At 62.0% G+C, this 18,787-nt stretch carries 18 protein-coding genes and 1 riboswitch; of the genes, 11 read left to right on the top strand and 7 right to left on the bottom strand.

From position 1 onward, the window contains the following. Positions 1-123: 123 nt before the first annotated feature. Positions 124-2,769, bottom strand: a complete 2,646-nt coding sequence (alaS, locus tag QWB57_RS09665; RefSeq protein ID WP_223628140.1) for an alanine--tRNA ligase — start codon at positions 2,767-2,769, stop codon at positions 124-126. A 192-nt stretch (positions 2,770-2,961) separates the two neighbouring features. Beyond that, complete coding sequence (locus tag QWB57_RS09660) at positions 2,962-3,999, bottom strand: TraB/GumN family protein (RefSeq protein ID WP_288969324.1); 1,038 nt, start codon at positions 3,997-3,999, stop codon at positions 2,962-2,964. Between the two features lie 151 nt (positions 4,000-4,150). Between QWB57_RS09660 and QWB57_RS09655 the strand changes: the two genes are divergently transcribed. Continuing rightward, the gene (locus QWB57_RS09655) at positions 4,151-4,564 is read left to right on the top strand and encodes a DUF488 family protein (protein ID WP_288969323.1); all 414 of its coding nucleotides are present in this window, start codon (positions 4,151-4,153) and stop codon (positions 4,562-4,564) included. Here the strand turns inward: QWB57_RS09655 and QWB57_RS09650 are convergent. The 5 genes from QWB57_RS09650 to QWB57_RS09630 all read right to left on the bottom strand — a co-directional run bounded on the left by QWB57_RS09650 (position 4,545) and on the right by QWB57_RS09630 (position 8,702). Continuing rightward, on the bottom strand, positions 4,545-5,219 hold the full coding sequence (locus QWB57_RS09650) for a DNA-3-methyladenine glycosylase (protein ID WP_223628134.1): 675 nt from the start codon (positions 5,217-5,219) through the stop codon (positions 4,545-4,547). The genes QWB57_RS09655 and QWB57_RS09650 overlap by 20 nt on opposite strands. Positions 5,220-5,222: 3 nt before the next feature. Beyond that, positions 5,223-5,597, bottom strand: a complete 375-nt coding sequence (locus QWB57_RS09645) for a DUF423 domain-containing protein (protein ID WP_288969322.1) — start codon at positions 5,595-5,597, stop codon at positions 5,223-5,225. Positions 5,598-5,681: 84 nt separating this feature from the next. Further along, complete coding sequence (locus QWB57_RS09640; protein WP_223628129.1) at positions 5,682-6,740, bottom strand: GyrI-like domain-containing protein; 1,059 nt, start codon at positions 6,738-6,740, stop codon at positions 5,682-5,684. Positions 6,741-6,873: 133 nt separating this feature from the next. After that, on the bottom strand, positions 6,874-7,515 hold the full coding sequence (locus tag QWB57_RS09635) for a response regulator transcription factor (RefSeq protein WP_223628127.1): 642 nt from the start codon (positions 7,513-7,515) through the stop codon (positions 6,874-6,876). Continuing rightward, positions 7,512-8,702 carry a sensor histidine kinase gene (locus QWB57_RS09630; protein WP_288969319.1) on the bottom strand — a complete coding sequence of 397 codons (1,191 nt, stop codon included), beginning with the start codon at positions 8,700-8,702 and terminating at the stop codon, positions 7,512-7,514. The genes QWB57_RS09635 and QWB57_RS09630 overlap by 4 nt, the downstream gene beginning before the upstream one ends. Positions 8,703-8,834: 132 nt before the next feature. Here QWB57_RS09630 and QWB57_RS09625 point away from each other — a divergent pair, with 132 nt between their 5' ends. The 10 genes from QWB57_RS09625 to gcvPA all read left to right on the top strand — a co-directional run. Further along, a complete protein-coding gene (locus QWB57_RS09625) occupies positions 8,835-9,434 on the top strand; it encodes a GNAT family N-acetyltransferase (RefSeq protein ID WP_223628123.1) in 600 nt (199 codons plus the stop codon). After that, positions 9,431-10,204, top strand: a complete 774-nt coding sequence (minC, locus tag QWB57_RS09620) for a septum site-determining protein MinC (RefSeq protein WP_223628121.1) — start codon at positions 9,431-9,433, stop codon at positions 10,202-10,204. The genes QWB57_RS09625 and minC overlap by 4 nt, the downstream gene beginning before the upstream one ends. Before the next feature lie 88 nt (positions 10,205-10,292). Then, positions 10,293-11,105, top strand: a complete 813-nt coding sequence (gene minD, locus QWB57_RS09615; protein WP_288969317.1) for a septum site-determining protein MinD — start codon at positions 10,293-10,295, stop codon at positions 11,103-11,105. A 3-nt stretch (positions 11,106-11,108) separates the two neighbouring features. Continuing rightward, positions 11,109-11,372: a cell division topological specificity factor MinE gene (gene minE / locus QWB57_RS09610; protein WP_223628117.1), complete on the top strand. Its 264-nt coding sequence runs from the start codon at positions 11,109-11,111 to the stop codon at positions 11,370-11,372. A gap of 73 nt (positions 11,373-11,445) precedes the next feature. Beyond that, a complete protein-coding gene (locus tag QWB57_RS09605; protein WP_288969371.1) occupies positions 11,446-11,979 on the top strand; it encodes a hypothetical protein in 534 nt (177 codons plus the stop codon). A gap of 65 nt (positions 11,980-12,044) precedes the next feature. Beyond that, the gene (locus QWB57_RS09600; RefSeq protein ID WP_288969315.1) at positions 12,045-14,027 is read left to right on the top strand and encodes a M2 family metallopeptidase; all 1,983 of its coding nucleotides are present in this window, start codon (positions 12,045-12,047) and stop codon (positions 14,025-14,027) included. Positions 14,028-14,121: 94 nt separating this feature from the next. Beyond that, on the top strand, positions 14,122-14,463 hold the full coding sequence (locus tag QWB57_RS09595) for a carboxypeptidase-like regulatory domain-containing protein (RefSeq protein ID WP_223628113.1): 342 nt from the start codon (positions 14,122-14,124) through the stop codon (positions 14,461-14,463). 74 nt (positions 14,464-14,537) lie between these two features. Continuing rightward, on the top strand, positions 14,538-15,647 hold the full coding sequence (locus tag QWB57_RS09590) for an aromatic ring-hydroxylating dioxygenase subunit alpha (RefSeq protein ID WP_288969313.1): 1,110 nt from the start codon (positions 14,538-14,540) through the stop codon (positions 15,645-15,647). Next, the gene (locus QWB57_RS09585) at positions 15,634-16,953 is read left to right on the top strand and encodes an amino acid permease (RefSeq protein WP_288969311.1); all 1,320 of its coding nucleotides are present in this window, start codon (positions 15,634-15,636) and stop codon (positions 16,951-16,953) included. The genes QWB57_RS09590 and QWB57_RS09585 overlap by 14 nt, the downstream gene beginning before the upstream one ends. A 394-nt stretch (positions 16,954-17,347) precedes the next feature. Further along, a riboswitch (glycine riboswitch) is annotated at positions 17,348-17,482 on the top strand. 33 nt (positions 17,483-17,515) lie between these two features. Continuing rightward, a partial coding sequence (gene gcvPA, locus QWB57_RS09580; protein WP_288969309.1) for an aminomethyl-transferring glycine dehydrogenase subunit GcvPA occupies positions 17,516-18,787 on the top strand: 1,272 nt, incomplete at its 3' end.

Here is an 18,787-nt window from a genome sequence, read left to right as displayed (position 1 = left end):
TCCCCTGTCGCTGCGGCCCATATCCACGCATGCACTTGCAAGCATGGCTCTCTCCAGTGTAGTCCATCATACTGAATGATTCGCATGCTGCAATCAGCACGGGATCACACTACCGCCAAAATTTCAAGCGCGCTGCCCCACCCAGCCGGCCACGCCCGCCAACGCAGCAGCCAGTGCCGGGCCATCATCACCGCCGCCCTGCGCCATATCCGGCCGGCCGCCCCCCTTGCCATTGGCCTGCTTGGCCACATCACCCAGCACGTCGCCGGCCTTGATCTTGCCCAGTGCCGCACCACTGACGCCCGCCACCAGTGCGGCTTTGCCGTGTTCTACGCCTGCCAGCACGATGACGGCATCACCCAGTTGTTGCTTGAGCCGGTCCATCGCATCGCGCAAGGCTTTGGCGTCAAAGCCTTCCAACCGTGCGGCCAACACCTTGATCCCGGCCACGTCTTGCGCCTGCCCGGCCAAATCGCCGGTCGCGTTGGAAGCGGCCTGCGCCTTGAGCGTGTCCAGCTCGCGCTCCAGCTTTTTCTTTTGCTCCAGCAAATGACGCAACTTGTCGCCCAGCTCGGACACGTGCCCGCCCAGCAACTGCGCGGCATCGTGCAGGTGTTGTTCTTCTTCGATCACGAAGTCCAGCGCAGCCTGCCCCGTGACGGCCTCGATCCGGCGCACACCCGCCGACACGCCGCCTTCGCTGACCAGTTTGAACAGGCCAATATCGCCGGTGCGGCTGGCATGGGTGCCGCCGCAGAGTTCGGTCGAGGTCGGGCCAAAGCGCAGCACGCGCACATGCTCGCCGTATTTCTCGCCGAATAATGCCATTGCGCCAAAATCCAGCGCGTCCTGCATGGCCATGTTGCGCACTTCACCTTGATGATTTGCACGCACCTCGACATTGACCCGGCGTTCGACCTCGGCCAGTTCCGCTGCCGTCATCGGCTGGAAATGCGAGAAGTCGAAGCGCAACCGATCCGGTGCCACCAGCGAGCCTTTCTGCTGCACATGGGTACCCAGCACGTTGCGCAAAGCGGCGTGCAGCAAATGGGTGGCACTGTGGTTGATCACGATGGCGGCGCGCCGTGCGGCGTTGACCTCCGCCGACAGACGGTCGCCCAGCTTCAGTGCGCCCTGCTTCAGGCTGCCGCGATGCCCGTGGAACTGGCCCGCCAACTTCAGCGTATCAGCCACTTCGAACGCTACACCGAAGGCCGATAACACGCCGGTATCGCCCACCTGCCCGCCGGACTCGGCATAGAACGGCGTGGCCGACAGGATGACGATAGCGGTATCGCCTGCCGCAATGGCATCCACCGGCTTGCCGTCTTTCAACAAGGCCAGCACATGCACGCCATCGGCCGTCAGGCTGTCATAACCCAGGAACTGCGTGGGTGTGAGCGTGGCCACCAAGTCGGCCGGCAATTGCACGCCCCCGCCAAACTTGCCAGCGGCGCGCGCGGTTTCTTTCTGCTGCGTCATCGCCGCGTCAAACCCCTGCACATCCACCGACATGCCGCGCTCGCGGGCCATGTCCTGGGTGAGATCCAGCGGGAAGCCGTAGGTGTCGTACAAGCGGAACGCAGCAGCGCCGGGGATGACGTTGTCGCTGACGCGGGCCGCCACCTCTTCGAAAATCTTCATGCCCGAATCCAGCGTTTCGGCGAAGCGCTCTTCTTCGGCCAGCAAGGCACGCTCGGCGGTGGCGCGGCCTTCGCGCAAGACCGGATAGGCTTCGCCCATCAAGTCATCCAGCGTGGCGACCAGTTTGTGGAAGAACGGCTGGCGCACGCCCAGCATCCAGCCGTGACGCAGCGCACGGCGGATAATCCGGCGCAGCACATAGCCGCGGCCTTCGTTCGAAGGCAGCACACCATCGACAATCAGGAAAGCGCAGGCGCGGATGTGGTCAGCAATCACGCGCAGGGATTTGTTTTCCAGATCGTCGGTGGCGGTGAGTTGGGACGCGTGCCGGATCAGGCGTTGGAACAGATCGATTTCATAATTGGAATGCACATGCTGCAAGATCGCGGTGATGCGCTCCAAGCCCATGCCGGTATCCACGCAGGGGGCAGGCAGCGGCGTCAACGTGCCGTCGGCCGCACGGTCGAACTGCATGAACACGTTGTTCCAGATTTCGATGAAACGATCGCCATCTTCATCCGGCGAACCGGGCGGGCCACCGAAGTGGTCCGGGCCGTGATCGTAGAAGATTTCACTGCACGGGCCGCAGGGACCGGTATCGGCCATCTGCCAGAAATTGTCGGACGCAAACGGCGCGCCCTTGTTGTCACCGATGCGGATGATGCGTTCCGGTGGCAGACCAATCTGATTCAGCCAGATGTCGTAGGCCTCGTCGTCGGTGTGATAGACCGTGGCCAGCAGGCGCTCTTTCGGCAGCTTCCAGACCTCGGTCAGCAGCTCCCAGGCCCAGGCGATGGCGTCCTTCTTGAAGTAGTCGCCGAACGACCAGTTGCCCAGCATCTCGAAGAAGGTGTGGTGGCGCGCGGTGTAACCCACCGAATCCAGATCGTTGTGTTTGCCACCCGCACGCAGGCAGCGCTGCACATCGGCGGCGCGCACATAGCTGCGCTTTTCCGCACCCAGGAACACGTCCTTGAACTGCACCATGCCGGAATTGGTGAACAGCAGGGTGGGGTCATTGCCCGGCACCAGCGGCGCCGACGGCACGATGGTATGGCCCTTGGAGGCGAAGAAGTCGAGAAAGTCGCGGCGGATATCAGAGGTGGTTTTGGCTGGCGTGTGCATACGGGCATCAAGAGGTGACGGGCAGCACTGCGCCCGCGAACCCAGCACGATGCGGGTACGGAACCGAGTTGGCAACCCAATATCGCCAGTTTACAGGGGATGGGCGCTCCATGGCCCTGTCGCACAACGCCTCAATGCTTCACGCCCGCAGAGTGGTCGATTGGCCGTGACGCTGCCTGGGTTTGCGCCCGCTTACTCATCCGGCGCGATGACGGTATAGCCCTTGGACTGCAATTGCGCCAGGTAACCATGGCTACCCAACATTTTGTTGAGTGGCAATGTGGCAAATGTCACCGCGTTCTTGCCCAACGCCGCCTCTGCCGCGGCCATCCATTTGGCCTCTACTTTCCTGCTGGCATCGCCAAAGCCCAGTCGCTTGCCGATACCCGCTTCACTGATCGCATTGCTGCATGCTTCCCACTGATAGGCCGGCGGCAACGCACGCAAGCCCGCGATATCACCGGTGGCCCAGGCATTGGCGCGGGCACGCATCGCATCGATGTCGGTTTCCAGCTGTGTCATCGTTTTATCGAAGCAAACCAGATCATCCAAGGTGGTTTTCGACCATTCCTTCAGTAATGGCTTGGGATCAGTGATGACGATTTCCTCCTTCACCACAGTCACCGCAGGATGATGGGTTTCGATGGCTTTGTTGATCACAGGGGCAAGGATATTGTTGCCATCCAATCCCTGCTTCTTCATTGCTTTGCCATATAACTCTTGCGCAGCAAAAATCGGTCGCCACTTTTCCACACTACTGTCGCTACCGATATAGCGGGATTTCAGCACTTGCCAGCGTGCGTACGAAGCCGGCGACACCACCTCTTGCAGTTTCTTGTCGTCCGGATTGTTGCGCGCACCTAGTAGCTTGGGTAACAGCAACATGCCCTTGAACCAGCCCACATCCACCTTGAAGCCAGCATATGGCGCACGGATTACTTCTTGTGCTTGCGCCAACACGCGATCGACCTGTGCGGATTGCCACTGCATCTTTGCAGGCAATGGACTGAGCGTCCCGAGGATATACAAATCGTGATTGTCCTTGCGTACGATCCACATGCCTGGGCCGGGTTGCTCGCCCTCTACCACCACGGTGGCTTCGGTGCGGATGCCGTCATTGGGCACCGACTGCGGCGCTGACGCTGATGGTGTTGGCTGCGCTTGTTGCGCGTGCAGCGGGGTCAAACTCAATGCCACCAGCAATGCCACAGCCAATCCGGAAACTCGCATTCTGCCTATCCTTGTGCAATGGGAAGGGCGCAGTGTGACGGCAGTCAATGATAGATTTCTCGCTGCCCGCTGAATAATGGAAATTGAACAAGCGCTTGCAGTGGTACGGCCTGCGCAGGATGCTAATCACCTCGCCTTTGGGAGAACAGCGATGGCCATCCGTATGGTGCGACTGGGAACGCCACGTGCAGCGGGCGAAGGTCTGCGGATCGGCACCGTACGCCGCCCGCCACGCGGGGTTCCCAAGGCCGAATTTTCCAAGCGCGATTTTTACGATACTTGGTTGCCCACGGTAGCCCCCAGTCAAGCGGTAATGGACATCGCGCACGCCGCCAAAACAGATAAGGACTGGGCCAATTTCTTCAAACACTACCGCAGCGAAATGAAGCGCCCGGACGCCGCGCATGCCATCGCGCTATTGGCAGCACTGTCGCACAGCACCAACTTCAGCGTGGGCTGCTATTGCGAACTGGAGGCACATTGCCACCGCCACGAGCTACGCAAACTGCTGCTGGAGGCGGGTGCGGAGATGATTGCGCAGGCGATCAATCCTGCGAACGCTTGACCGCCTGCTTGCTTGCACTGGCGGCATCTGCAATCCGCCACAAGTAAACACTGGCATAGCTGCGATACGGGCCCCAGCATTCGCCACGCGCGGCCAACGCTTTCGGGGTGGGCATCGCGTCCAGTTTGTCTATCGTTTGCGCACCTTTGCGTATACCCAAATCATCAATCGGCAATACGTCGGGCCGCCCCAACCGGAACATCAGCATCATTTCCACCGTCCAACGGCCGATACCACGAATGGGCAGCAAGGCCGCCACGATGGCGTCATCGTCCATGTGTCCCATTTGCCGCAGGGTGGGGATCTGACCCGCCTCTTCGCGCCTGGCCAGATCACGCAAGGCCAAGGCCTTGTTGCCGGAGACACCACAACCGCGCAGCGTTGCATCATCAATCCGCGCCAGCGTGTCGCAATGAAAACGATCGCTACTGATCGCGGTTTCCACGCGGCCCACAATCGTCGCAGCCGCCTTGCCACTCAGTTGCTGATACAAAATGGCGCGCGCCAGCGCATCCACTGGATCGAACGGTTGTTGCCAACGCGGATCGGCTTCAATCAATGGCAGTTTGCGCAGCCATGCACCCAATTTGCGGTCGCGCTTGCACAGGTGCGCAAACGCCGCCTCGGTGTCAAACCCACGCGCCTGCTTGGGCATCGGTCAGCCCCGCAGCCGGTCATAGGCGTGCAGCAACCAACCACTGATCACCAGCCCTCCGCCCAACGGCGCCAACGCCGGTGTCAGCCCCAGCAGCGCCGCCGCCAACAAGCTGCCGCCGAACAGCAACACGCCCAGCAGCAGCATGGCCAATGCCAACAAGCTGGTGGGGCGTTGCGCCAGCGGTGCCAGCGCGGTCAGCGCCAACCCATGCAGGAACGCAAACACCGCCGCCTGCAGCAGCCGCGCACTGGCAGCGGGGGCCGCCGCGTGAAAGGCATACGCGCACATGGCTACGGACAATCCCGCCATCAAGCTGCCGATGGCGGCAAGGTAGCGGCGATACACAACAAAACTGGGCGTCGAGAGGCTGTTCATGCCCGCATTGTGCCAAGTTCGGACACCGCACATGCAAACGCCGCGTCAATGCGCGGCGTTTGCGGGAACAATCGGCAGGTGAACTTACTTGACCGGCCAGTACACGTCGAACTGACCATTCTCGGTGAACGCGTTGGCAATCCCAGACTTGTAGTCTTCGTAGGCGCGATCCTTGACTTCATATCCATGCGTCGCCGCCCAAGCGCGCAGAGCATTCCGAGTGTTTTCCAGCTCGGCCATGTAGCCGGTGTACGAAGCCACGGCAACCTTGCCGGCCGGCGCCTGCACAAACTTCACCGGGCCTTGCACGACCACATTGCCGGTGCCCGACTTCTTGCGCACCACTTGCACCACGTCGAAGGTGTACTTCTCGCGTCCCATGTCAGTGGTGACGATACGTAGCGGGCCGACCGCCTCCACGCCGGAATTGGCTTCCAGGGTACGCTTGATCCACTCGGCGTTGGAGGTGATCGAGGCTTGGATCTGTGCGTTGCCGCGATCGACCTGACCTGCACTCACCACCAGCATGTCTTCAGCCGGGCGATCCACCACCTTCGGGGTGCCCATCTTGAAGCCGGGCGCTGCGTAGTCGATATTCGGCACCGAGGTCAGCACGCCGACCAAACGCGACAAGCCCATCTTCATGTCATCGCCGATATGGCGCGTCACGTACAGGCCCGCATAGCGACCCAGCAGGTTCCAACCGTAGTCCACGTCATACGTCTGGGTGATTTCGACGTTACGGTTGTTGCGGCCGGTCGGCTTGAAGAAAAACGCCGTGCGCTTGTTCTCGCCACGCTCGATGTTATTGATATTGATCGCAATCTTCTGCTTCGGCACGCTCTCCACGATTTCGTAGGAGCCGCTACCCAGGCGCGGTTCCTGCGAGGTGTAGTCGAGCTTCGCACCCACACCTTCAGCCGGGCCGGACAGCGACAATTGCATGCGCGGGTCGCGCAGCACCAGCGGGTTCCAATCCTTGAAACGGCGGAAGCTGTTCATCGTGTCAAACACGATGGTGAGCTTGCGATTGGTTTCGGTCTTCTCGGTCAAATGACGTGAGGAAGGCAACATCACCCCCACGATCAGAAACAGCGCAAAGACGATCGCAAGGGAAATCAGGATCTCGAGCAAACGAGTCATTCAGGAATCTCCGGGGAAAACCAAGTACGGCCTAATACCGCACAGACCCCCCATCCTAGCAAACTGAACCCCCGCTGGGCGAGAGGCTGATCAGCATAAATCGCGATGCACGGCACCAATTTGCGCTTTCACTCTAAACCAGCTGCAACTCAAACGCCTTGAGTACCGCCCGGGTACGGTCACGCACCCCCAATTTCGACAGGATATTGGAGACGTGATTTTTGATGGTGCCCTCGGCCACCCCCAGCGAATTGGCAATTTCCTTGTTGGAAAAGCCAGACGCCATCAGCCGCAGGATCTCGGTTTCACGGTCGGTCAGGGGGTCAGGCCGATCCAGGCTGACAAACTCGTTGCGCATATGCTCCAGCCCAGACAGCAGGCGCTGGGTCACCGCCGGCTGTACCAGTGAGCCACCGCCGGCGACGGCCTGGATGGCATCCACCAATTGCTCCAACGAGACATCCTTGAGCATGTAGCCTTTGGCACCCGCCTTGATCCCGGCCAGTACCAGCGCATCGTCATCGAAAGTGGTCAGGATAATCGTGGGTGGCAAGGCGCCCACCCGGCCGAGTGCCTGCAGCGCCTCCAGGCCCGACATTATCGGCATGCGCATATCCATCAACACCACATCAGGCTTGACTTGCGGAATCAGCTCCACAGCCTGCTGGCCATCAATGGCCTCGGCCACTACTTCGATACCGTCGGCCAGTGCCAGCAACGAGCGGATACCCTGACGCACCAAGGTCTGATCATCGACCAGAAAGACACGAATCATACGGTGACTCCTTCGGGTAGCCGGGTGGCGGCATTGGGAGCCACCGGCAAAGTGATGGTAAGTTGAAACCCGTGATTGCGCTGACTCACGATTTCAACCCGGCCACCGTGTTGACGCAAGCGCTCGCCCAGTCCGCGCAGCCCGTTGCCTGCTGTCACCTGATCGCAGCCGCGGCCATCATCGCGCACTTGCAAGATGACGTGGCTGCCTTCACGGCGCGCATTCAACCATAAACCACTGGCACCGGAGTGACGCACCGCATTGGTGATGGCCTCCTGTGCGCAGCGCAGCAGGACATGCGCGCATTCGGGATCATCTACGGTCAGCGGCTCATCAATCTGCATATGAATGTCCAATTTCGGCACATTTTCAGCCAGCAGACGGAGTGCCGATGCCAAGTCGATCGCGCCGCCTTCGCGCAACTGGCTAACCGCCTCGCGCACATCGGTCAACAGTAGACGGGCCAAGGTGTGCGCTTGCTGGACATGCTCCTTGGCCCGCCCTTCGGACAAATGCCCGGCGACTTCCAGATTCAGACTGAGCGCGGTCAGATGATGGCCCAGCAAGTCGTGCAATTCACGGGAGATACGGGTGCGCTCATTGACCCGCGCACTGTCGGCAAGCAATGCGCGGGTGGCACGCAGCTCGGCATTGAGCCGGCGCTGTTCTTCTCGCGCCTGCACTTGCTGCAATGCAACAAGACTGACGACGAATACAAACCCGGAAAACCCCGCATACAGCATCGATTGCATCAAGGCTTCCAACGGCGGGAAGCCCAGCCAGCGGATAAACACCGGCACCACCGCCAACTGACTGGCCAACAGCCATACCACACCCAGCGGCAATGGCAGCAGCCACGGCAGCACGCAGGCCGCCACCATCAACAGTACGCTGCCCATGCCCGTGCCGCTGAAGTAACTGACCCCCAGTGCGGCCACAGTCAGCACGAGCAGCAACAAATAGTCAGCCGGATTGCGGTGGCGCTCGCCCAGATTGCGGGTCAGCCAGATGTATCCGCCGCCAAATGCCAAATAGGCCGCCCAGCCCTGCCAGGGCATTGCCATATTCTCGCTGATGGCTGCAGGCTGCGGCCGCAGCCAGAAATACAGCAGCGGCAGGCCCACCATGGCCCAGGTGAATAAACCAGCGTAGCGCAGCAATCGGGTATGGGAGATTTTGACAAGCATGCCGTGTTATACCCGCTGCCAGCGCGTTCGGCTTGCTCCGAAGGTCATGCTCCGCGCGCCGGGGAGGCATGCGATAATGCCAACTTGCCCCGCGTTGCGGGTGCCTTGCAACAGTGACTGGAGTTTTCAGGAATGTCGATCGCCATCCGCGACGTGCGCGAGCACGAGCTGGATTCTGTCTTGGCCCTCAATAATGCGGCCGGCCCTGCGATCCTCCCCTTGGAGTCCGCCCGGCTGCGGCAGCTGTATGACCATGCCGAATACTTCCGCGTGGCCGAACGTGATGGCGCACTTGCCGGCTTCCTGATTGGTTTTGGTTCGCACGCGCAACACGACAGCCGCAACTTTGCGTGGTTTGCTGAGCGCTACCCGGATTTTTTCTATATCGATCGTGTCGCGGTGGCCAGTCGCCGACGTGGCGGCGGTGTCGGCCGGGCGCTGTATGCGGACGTCCAAAGCTATGCCGAATTACGCTACCCGCAGCTGGCCTGCGAAGTCTTTCTGGAGCATGGCGCCGATCATGCGCTGCTGTTCCACGGCAGCTTTGGGTTCCGCGAAATTGGCCAGCATGTGATGACGCAAGATGGTCTGCGCGCTGCGATGCTGATGAAGACCCTGTGCAGCTATCCTTGGGTGCGTGACACCTACGGCAACGTGCTGCCGGATGTCGCTTGGCTGCAACGCCCGCGCAAGCAGATCTTGGCGGTGCGCCCCACCGGAACCGATGCATGAGTACAGCGACCGATTACGCACAAGCAGGTGAATTGAAATTTGGCCAGGTAGGCATAGCCAATCTGCGCGTGCGTACGCTGGATGTGGCACAGCTGGTCACTGAAATGCGTGAGCGGATACAACGCGCACCCAACCTGTTTTCTCGCGCCGCGATAGTGCTGGATTTTGGCGGCCTCAGCCACCCACCCACGCACGCCTCCGCACAAGCACTGGTGGATGGCCTGCGCAGTGCTGGCGTGCTGCCGGTGGCAGTGGCATACGGCACCAAAGAGATCGACGCCTTGTCGCAACAGTTGGGCCTGCCACTGCTGGCCAAGTTCCGTGCCCAATATGAGCGCAGCGAACCCTCCGCACCGGCTGCAGGCCTGCAACCTGCCACGACGCAAGCAGCCGCCTCGCCGGCCGTCGCAACACCCGCCCCGGCAACCGCTGGCAGCAGCGCCCCCGGCCTGATTCAAACCACGCCGGTTCGCTCGGGGCAGCAGGTGTACGCCGAGCAGCGCGACCTCACCGTGTTGACCACCGTGGGTGCTGGCGCGGAGGTGCTTGCCGATGGCAGCATCCACATTTACGGTGCTCTACGCGGGCGAGCACTGGCAGGTGCCCAAGGCAATATGGAGGCACGGATTTTTTGCCGCGAATTTCACGCCGAACTGGTGTCCGTGGCAGGGCAATACAAAGTGTTGGAAGACATTCCGGCCGAGCTGCGTGGCAAACCCGTGCAAGTTTGGTTGGAACACGGGCAGATCAAACTCGTGGCAATGGATTAACGCAAGGTCGGGCGTTGCCCGGCTCCCATCAGATGCTTCAAGGCCAGCGCCCTTTGCAGACGCGCTGGCACGACAGGAGGAAGACAACTTGGCCGACATCATCGTAGTCACTTCGGGCAAGGGCGGCGTGGGCAAGACCACGACCAGCGCCAGCCTCGCCACCGGCCTTGCACGCAGCGGCAAGAAAGTTGCGGTCATCGACTTCGACGTCGGCCTGCGCAACCTTGACCTGATCATGGGCTGCGAACGCCGCGTGGTGTATGACTTTGTCAACGTCATCCATGGCGAGGCCACACTCAAGCAGGCGCTGATCAAGGACAAGCGTTTCGAAAACCTCTACGTGCTGGCCGCCAGCCAGACCCGCGACAAGGATGCGCTGAGCAAAGACGGCGTGGAAAAGGTGCTGAAAGACCTGGCCGCTGAAGGCTTTGAATTCATCATCTGCGACTCACCGGCCGGTATCGAGAAGGGCGCTTTCCTTGCCATGTATTTCGCCGACAAGGCGGTGGTGGTGGTGAACCCGGAAGTCTCCAGTGTGCGTGACTCCGATCGCGTGCTGGGCTTGCTGGCCTCCAAGACCCACCGCGCCGAACGTGGGGAGGGCGAAGTCTCTGCGCATTTGCTGCTGACACGTTACAACCCGCAACGGGTGGAAAACGGTGAAATGCTCTCCATCGCTGACGTCGAAGAAGTGCTGGGCCTGAAAACGATCGGTGTCATTCCCGAATCCGGTGACGTGCTCAATGCCTCCAACAAAGGCGAACCGGTGATCATGGATCCCGAATCCATCGCCGGCCAAGCGTATGCGGACGCGGTGGCGCGCCTGCTGGGCGAAAGCCGCCCGCTGCGCTTCACCACGGTTGAAAAGAAAGGCTTCTTCAGCAAGCTGTTCGGAGGCTGACGCATGTCCATTTTCGATTTCCTCAAGCCCAAGAAGAACACCGCGCAGACGGCCAAGAATCGCTTGCAGATCATCATTGCGCAGGAGCGCAGCTCGGCCGGCGCGCCGGACTATCTGCCGCTGATGCGACGCGAAATTCTGGAAGTGATCCGCAAGTACGTGAACGTGGATACCGATGCGGTCAAGGTCGATGTGGTGAAAGACGGCGAGCACGACGTGCTGGATATTTCGGTATCGCTGCCCGAACGCGGGGCCACGCCGGCCTGACTCCAACCTGTCATGCCATCCCGGCGCAAGCCGGGATCCGGCTATCGATCACAACATGCCAGAACAACCGGATATGCAGGTGCCAGGTGTGCGAATTGATGCCGGCCTGCACCGGAATGACGAGCACGGTGTACTGATCCTGTCAGACATTGGCTTCAACGCGCCAACCGCACTGTTGGCGCGCTACGGCTTGGTGCTGGAACACATCGCAGACGCCCAACCCATCCCCGGCAGCTACTGGGGCGATTGCGAGGCCGGCATCATCGGCAACACCGTGTATGCGCGCAGCGATACGCCGGTGCATTCGCTGCTGCATGAAGCCGGTCATCTGATCGTGCTGCCGCCCGACACACGCGCCGCCGTACACACCGACGCCACCGATTCGGTACCGGAAGAAGACGCCGTATGCGTTCTGCAAGCCTTGCTAGGCGAAGCGCTTGGCATCGACCGCACACGCATCTGGGCTGATATGGATGCTTGGGGTTACACCTTTCGTTTGGGTAGCGCCCGCGCCTATGCCGAGCACGATGCCGACACCGCATGGCAGTGGCTGCATACGCATGGCCTGACCGATGCCAAGCGTCAGCTGGCGTTGCCTGCGGCCTGACTTGCGGCCGCCCACCTTGGCCCACTAGCCTTGCAACTCCCGCGTCACCCAGAGTTGCCATCGTGATGTTACGCACCACCCTGCTCGCCGTTGCCATGCTCACCGTGCTGGGTGGCCTTGCTGCATGTCAACGCAAAGCACCCACACCGGCCCCGGCACCACCGCCCACGCCCGCTGCAAGCACCGGCGAAACCGCCGATCAATTCATCGCCCGCGTCAATCAAGAAGTGCGCCAGCACTACCCGGAATTGAATTCAGCGCAGTGGCTTTCCAATACCGATATCAATTCGGATAGTGAGCTGATTGCGGCCAAGGCCAATGAACGCTGGCTGGCGCACCTCACTGTGTGGCTTGCCGAAGCCAAGCGATTTGAAGGCCAGCCGATGGCACCGCAAACCGCCCGCGCACTCAAGCTGCTAACGCTGTGGACAGCGATGCCGGCACCGCAAGACCCCAAGCAACGGGAAGAGCTCACCCAAATCGCCAGCCGCATGGAAGGCATGTATGGCGCGGGCCGTGTTTGCAATAGTGAGGGCCGCCACAAAACCTGTCGCGACATCGGCCAGCTCAGCGACGTACTGGCCAAGAATCGTGATTACGATGCACAGCTGCAAGCATGGACCGGCTGGCATAGCATCAGCATCCCGATGCGCAAGGACTACACCCGCTTTGTCACACTGGTAAACATCGGTGCCCGGCAACTTGGCTACGCCGATACCGGCGAACTGTGGCGCGCCGGTTACGACATGCCACCGCCCGAGCTTGCCAAGGAAAGTGATCGTCTGTGGAATCAAGTCAAACCGCTGTACGAACAATTGCATTGCTATGCGCGCGGCAAGCTCGATGCACAGTACGGCAAAGACAAAGGCGAACTGCCAGGTGGTCTGTTACCCGCACATTTGCTGGGCAATTTATGGCAGCAAGACTGGAGCAACCTGTGGGATCTGCTGGCCCCATACCCGGCAGCCGTCAACTTGGACATCAGTGGCACCCTGCAACAGCGTGCACAAGCCGAATTGCTCTACGCGCAGGTCAGAAAGCAGGATGACACCATCGGCACTGCCGCCGCGCGTGCATTCAACATTGAACGCGCCGCGCAACTGGCCAGCGCCAAATTGATGACTCGTGATGCCGAGAGTTTTTATGTCTCGCTGGGCTTTCCAAAATTGCCGGGCAGCTATTGGCAGAAGTCACAATTCATCCGGCCACTGGATCGCGATGTCATGTGCCACGCCAGTGCCTGGGACATGAATATGCAAGGCGATCTGCGCACCAAGATGTGCATCACCCCCAGCGAAGAGGATTACACCACCATCTACCACGAGCTGGGCCACCTGTATTACGACATGGCCTACAACCCACTACCGCCGCTCTTTCAAAATGGCGCGCAGGATGGCTTCCACGAAGCCATCGGCGACACCATCGTGCTGGCGATGACGCCGCACTACTTGGCCTCGGTGGGGCTGCTGCAAGAAGCACCACAAAATTCGCAATCACAGATCAACGCACAGATGCGGATGGCGCTAAGCAAGGTTGCTTTCTTGCCATTTGGCTTGATGATCGACCGCTGGCGCTGGGGGGTGTTCGATGGCTCGATCAAGCCGGCCGATTACAACAAAGCATGGTGGGCACTGAAAGCCCAATACCAAGGCGTGGCCCCGGTGACAGCACGTGGCGAAGACTATTTTGATGCCGGCGCGAAATACCACGTTCCCGCCAACACACCCTACACACGCTACTTTCTGGCCAATATCCTGCAATTCCAGTTCTACAAGGCGCTGTGCGATGCGTCCGGCTACAAGGGCCGGTTGTCCGAATGCAGTTTTTACGGCAGCAAGGCCGCCGGCGACAAATACTGGGCCATGCTGCGCAAAGGCAGCAGCCAACCGTGGCAGCAAACCCTGCAAGAACTCACCGGCAGCGACCACATGGATGCCGCACCCCTGCTGGAGTACTTCGCCCCCCTGCACACTTGGCTGAAGCAGGAGAACGCCGGGCTGCAGTGTGGTTGGATCACTGGCAGCACGCCGAACCCTGACCGCAATTGATTCCCTCAAATTCCAGAGTGGCCATGTCAAAAGTCACTTGCATGGCACACATATCGGATGCCAGCCTGACAGGAACATCAGGAATATAGACACCATGACCAATCCCTGCAGGCTCACTGTTTTTTCGCTACTTCTCGCAATCACCGGCTCTGCTTTCACGCAAGCCACTTCTGGCAACATCATAGGCGATGGCAACCCAGGCGATACTGTCGTAATCAGCGGTGATAGCAATGGATTCAAGCGCGAGATTTCGATCAAAAGTGATGGCAAGTACAAGCTGCGCCATGTCCCGATCGGCAGTTATCACGTCACGTTCATTCAAGCAGACGGCAAAATAATTACCCTGCAGGATGTTCAAGTTCGCCCCGATGCTACTTCCCGAGCGTCTACTCCGGGCAAGGCCACTGAAGTCAGCGAAAACACAGGAAACCCCTGAAATTCAGCAAAACCCGACATAGGCCGTACCGACTGGTCTGTTTTTCTGGGGCATCCCAGCGCCATACTGCCCACATGCAAACCGACCTCGCTCCGCAGCCTGCCGCCACGGCTACCGCCTTACCTGCACGGTTTTATGTGGAACCCGCGATGGCCGATCTCGACCGGCGCGCGCTGTTTGGCCGTGCCTGGCAATGGGTGGCGCATGTCTCGCAATTGCGCGCCGCCGGCGACCACGTCATCGCCAATCTCGCTGGCCTGCCGGTCATTGCGGTGCGCGGCAGCGATGCTGTCATTCGGGTCATGCACAACGTCTGCCGGCATCGCGCCGGGCCGATTGCGCAATGCGATGGGCTGGCCGCGAAATCGCTGCGCTGCCGTTATCACGGGTGGACGTACACCTTGGAGGGGCAATTGCGCTCGGCACCGGAAATGAAGGACGCGCAAGACTTCGATGTGGCCGATGTGCAGCTGCCGCAGCTGGCGGTGAAGGTCTGGCAGGGTTTGGTGTTTGCCGCGATCGATGCCGCAAACGCACCTGATTTCGATGCCTTCGTTGCCGGTATCGACGCACGGCTGGGCGCAGATAGAGGCCTGGACGCCTACGGCGACCACCATCGTGCAAGTTATGACATCGCCTGCAACTGGAAGGTGTACATCGACAATTATCTGGAGGGCTACCACGTCCCGCACGTGCATCCCGGCCTGAACCGGTTGCTGGATTACCGCAGCTATCGCACCGAGTTGTCGGCATGGCATTCGCTGCAATGGAGCCCACTCGAAAGTGATGCCGCACTGTATGGCAACGGCGATGCGCTGTATTACTGGCTGTGGCCCAACACCATGCTCAATATCCTGCCAGGGCGCCTGCAAACCAATACCGTGGTGCCGTTGGGGGTGGATCATTGCCGGGTGATCTTTGACAGTTATTACGCCGAAAGTGATGACTCTGCCAAGCGCGATGCGGATCTTGCTTTCAGCGATGAAGTGCAGCACGAGGACATCGGCATCTGCGAGGACGTGCAGCGCGGGATGGCCTCCGGCAGCTACGTGCCGGGCCGGCTGAACCCGCTGCGCGAGACCGGCGTGCACCACTTCCACGAACTGCTGCGCGCGGCCTACCGCGGGCACGCCGCCGATGCCGCGACCGGTCAGGCCGGGGGCGCCGTCGATGCCCGCGCCTGAAATCGCCGGGGCAGAGGCCACCACGACGACGCCTGCACGTGCCCCGCTGGGCCTGTGGATGGCCACCGCGCTGGTGATCGGCAGCATGATCGGCAGCGGCGTGTTCCTGCTGCCGGCCGCGCTGGCGCCCTTCGGTGCGTCCAGCCTGCTGGGCTGGGCGATCGCGCTGGGCGGCGCACTGCTGCTGGCGGCCACCTTCGCGCGGCTGGCGGTGCACTGGCCGTGCACCGGCGGCCCCTACGCCTACGTGCGGCGCGCGTTCGGCGACACCGCGGGCTTCGCCATCGCGTGGAGCTACTGGGTCTCCATCTGGTCCGGCATGGCGGCGATCGCGGTGGCCTTCGCCGGCAGCCTGGGCGCGCTGTTCCCCGCGCTGACCGCCACCCCCGTGCGGGCGGCGCTGTGCGCGCTGGCGGCGCTGTGGACGTGCACGCTGGTGAACGTGGCCAGCCTGCGCGAGGCCGGCCGGCTGCAGGTCGCATTGACCACGCTGAAACTGCTGCCGCTGCTGCTGTTCGGGCTGGTGGCCCTGTGGTGGGTCGGCCCCGACCGCTACGTGCCGTTCAATCCCAGCGGGCAGTCGCTGCCGCAGGTGGCCAACGCCACGGTCATCCTCACCATGTGGGCGCTGTGCGGGCTGGAAGTGGCTACCGTGCCGGCCGGCGCGATCCGCGACCCCGCCCGCACCATCCCGCGCGCCACCCTGCTGGGCACGCTGCTGGCAGGCGTCGCCACCATCCTGGCCTGCACGGCGGTGATCGGGCTGGTGCCGGGCGAGGTGCTGAAGGCGTCCGGCGCGCCGATGGCGGAAGCCGCCGCGCGCACCTGGGGGCCAGGCGCCGGCATCGCGATCGCCGCGCTGGCCGCGGTGTCCACCTTCGGCGCCATCAACGGCTGGGTGATGGTCTGCGCGCAGGTGTCGCTGGCCGCGGCCGGCGACCGCCTGTTCCCGCGCGCCTTCGCCCGGCGCGACCGCCACGGCACGCCCGTGTTCGGCGTGCTGGTGGGGAGCAGCCTTGCCACCGTGCTGGTGATCGCCAGCTACAGCCGCTCGCTGGTGGACCTGTTCACTTTCATCCTGCTGATCTCCACCTCGGCCATCCTGCTGCCATATGCGGCCAGCAGCGCCGCCTGGCTGCGACGCGGCACCGGCGGCGGGCGCATCGTCGCCGCCCTGGCGCTGCTGTACAGCCTGTACGCGCTATCCGGTGCCGGCGCCGAAGCGCTGGGCTGGGGTGCGGTGCTGCTGCTGGCGGGGCTGCCGGTGTATGCGTGGATGCGCCGAAGCACACCTGCAACGCGATAGACTTGCGTGCTGCCGGAGCTTCTGGCACCCGCAGCGCGCGCCGATGGGCATGGGTTTCCCACCACCCGAACAGCCAGCCGGTCAGCGCAAAAGCCGCCATGCCCAAGGCCTGGTGCAGCCCCTATTGCTCAGCAGCGGCGGCAGCATGCCGGCAATCACGGCATTTGCCCAAGCCGGAAAACGCTTGCAGGGACAACGGGCGGAAGGCGGGGGCGGAAGGCGGATGACGCTGACCATGGCATCCACCCAGTTTGCGCAACACCGGGGCCAGTACCCGTGCCAGCCGGCAGGGTATAATCGCCCGGCACAGTGGGAGAAGCGCGCAGGCTTTCGGGTCTCGTCGCGCTGCCGAAGGCGCAACCGCCCGGAATCGCTCAGGCCCAAGACCGCTGTGTGACCACACTCTGGAGAGATTGGCCCGTCGTCCCCCCACAGACGCGGCCGGCGCCGAAGGGGCAAGAAGCTGCGCGGGATCCCCTCCCCATCCGCGCGCTTCCAAACTCTCAGGCAAAAGGACAGAGCGGGCATCCCTTTCACGCGCACTGCGCCCTCGGATGCCGCCATGACTCAGCCCTCGCTTCGCTCGCTCGAACACCACGACGCTTTCATCGAACGCCATATCGGCCCGAATGATGCCGAAATTGCCGCCATGCTTGCGCAGGTCGGCCACGCTTCGCTGGAAGCCTTCACCGATGCCATCGTGCCGGCCTCGATCAAGTCAGCCAACCCGCTGGCGTTGCCAGAGGCGATGACCGAGGTCGACGCGCTGGCCAGGATCCGCGCCATCGCGCAGAAGAACCAGCTGTTCAAGAGCTTCATCGGCCAGGGCTACTACGGCACCCACACGCCCAACGTCATCCTGCGCAACATCCTGGAAAACCCGGCGTGGTACACCGCGTACACACCGTATCAGGCCGAGATTTCGCAAGGCCGGATGGAGGCGCTGATCAATTTCCAGACCATGATTGCCGACCTGACCGGCATGGACATCGCCAGCGCTTCGTTGCTGGACGAAGCCTCTGCCGCAGCGGAGGCCATGACGCTGGCCAAGCGCAGTGCCAAGTCGAAATCCGACACGTTCCTGGTGGTGGGTGACACCCATCCGCAGACCATCGAAGTGTTGCAAACCCGTGCCGATCCGCTGGGCCTGAAGGTCAATGTGGTGCGCGGCACCGATGCCGTGCATGCCGCAATCGCCGAAGGTGATTATTTCGGCGTGCTGGTGCAGTACCCGGCGTCCAGCGGCTGGGTCGCCGACTGGGAGAAGGACGCCGAGGCCATCCACGCGCACAACGCATTGTTCGTGGTCGCTACCGACCTGCTGGCCCTGACCCTGCTGAAGTCGCCGGGCGAAATGGGCGCCGATATCGTGATCGGCAACAGCCAGCGCTTTGGTGTGCCGTTCGGCTTCGGCGGCCCGCACGCGGCGTTCATGGCCTGCCGCGATGCGTTCAAGCGCAGCATGCCCGGCCGCCTGATCGGCGTGTCCATCGACGCCGACGGCAACCCCGCCTACCGCCTCACCCTGCAGACCCGCGAGCAGCACATCCGCCGCGAAAAGGCCACCTCCAACATCTGCACCGCGCAGGTGCTGCTGGCGGTGATGGCCTCGATGTATGCCGTCTACCACGGCCCTGACGGCCTGAAGCGCATTGCGCAGCGCGTGGCGCGCTACACCGCGATTCTTGCTGCGGGCCTGAAGGAATTGGGCTTTGGCACCGTGCACGCGACCGCATTCGACACGCTGTGCATCGATGCCGGCGACAACAACGCTGCGATTGCCGAACGTGCGCGCAGTCTGGGTGCCAACTTGCGTGTGCGTGGCAATGGCTCG

The sequence above is a fragment of the uncultured Thermomonas sp. genome (genome assembly GCF_937872235.1).
In the GTDB taxonomy this organism is placed as follows: domain Bacteria; phylum Pseudomonadota; class Gammaproteobacteria; order Xanthomonadales; family Xanthomonadaceae; genus Thermomonas; species Thermomonas beijingensis.
The sequence above is the reverse complement of the archived record's forward strand: the minus strand, read 5'-3'. Positions and strand labels throughout refer to the sequence as shown.

What these genes read in the sequence shown, in the direction of transcription:
- alaS (WP_223628140.1), bottom strand. Translation starts at nt 2,769, where the DNA reads ATGCACACGCCAGCCAAAACCACCTCTGATATCCGCCGCGACTTTCTC.
- QWB57_RS09660 (WP_288969324.1), bottom strand. Translation starts at nt 3,999, where the DNA reads ATGCGAGTTTCCGGATTGGCTGTGGCATTGCTGGTGGCATTGAGTTTG.
- QWB57_RS09655 (WP_288969323.1), top strand. Translation starts at nt 4,151, where the DNA reads ATGGCCATCCGTATGGTGCGACTGGGAACGCCACGTGCAGCGGGCGAA.
- QWB57_RS09650 (WP_223628134.1), bottom strand. Translation starts at nt 5,219, where the DNA reads ATGCCCAAGCAGGCGCGTGGGTTTGACACCGAGGCGGCGTTTGCGCAC.
- QWB57_RS09645 (WP_288969322.1), bottom strand. Translation starts at nt 5,597, where the DNA reads ATGAACAGCCTCTCGACGCCCAGTTTTGTTGTGTATCGCCGCTACCTT.
- QWB57_RS09640 (WP_223628129.1), bottom strand. Translation starts at nt 6,740, where the DNA reads ATGACTCGTTTGCTCGAGATCCTGATTTCCCTTGCGATCGTCTTTGCG.
- QWB57_RS09635 (WP_223628127.1), bottom strand. Translation starts at nt 7,515, where the DNA reads ATGATTCGTGTCTTTCTGGTCGATGATCAGACCTTGGTGCGTCAGGGT.
- QWB57_RS09630 (WP_288969319.1), bottom strand. Translation starts at nt 8,702, where the DNA reads ATGCTTGTCAAAATCTCCCATACCCGATTGCTGCGCTACGCTGGTTTA.
- QWB57_RS09625 (WP_223628123.1), top strand. Translation starts at nt 8,835, where the DNA reads ATGTCGATCGCCATCCGCGACGTGCGCGAGCACGAGCTGGATTCTGTC.
- minC (WP_223628121.1), top strand. Translation starts at nt 9,431, where the DNA reads ATGAGTACAGCGACCGATTACGCACAAGCAGGTGAATTGAAATTTGGC.
- minE (WP_223628117.1), top strand. Translation starts at nt 11,109, where the DNA reads ATGTCCATTTTCGATTTCCTCAAGCCCAAGAAGAACACCGCGCAGACG.
- QWB57_RS09605 (WP_288969371.1), top strand. Translation starts at nt 11,446, where the DNA reads ATGCAGGTGCCAGGTGTGCGAATTGATGCCGGCCTGCACCGGAATGAC.
- QWB57_RS09600 (WP_288969315.1), top strand. Translation starts at nt 12,045, where the DNA reads ATGTTACGCACCACCCTGCTCGCCGTTGCCATGCTCACCGTGCTGGGT.
- QWB57_RS09595 (WP_223628113.1), top strand. Translation starts at nt 14,122, where the DNA reads ATGACCAATCCCTGCAGGCTCACTGTTTTTTCGCTACTTCTCGCAATC.
- QWB57_RS09590 (WP_288969313.1), top strand. Translation starts at nt 14,538, where the DNA reads ATGCAAACCGACCTCGCTCCGCAGCCTGCCGCCACGGCTACCGCCTTA.
- QWB57_RS09585 (WP_288969311.1), top strand. Translation starts at nt 15,634, where the DNA reads ATGCCCGCGCCTGAAATCGCCGGGGCAGAGGCCACCACGACGACGCCT.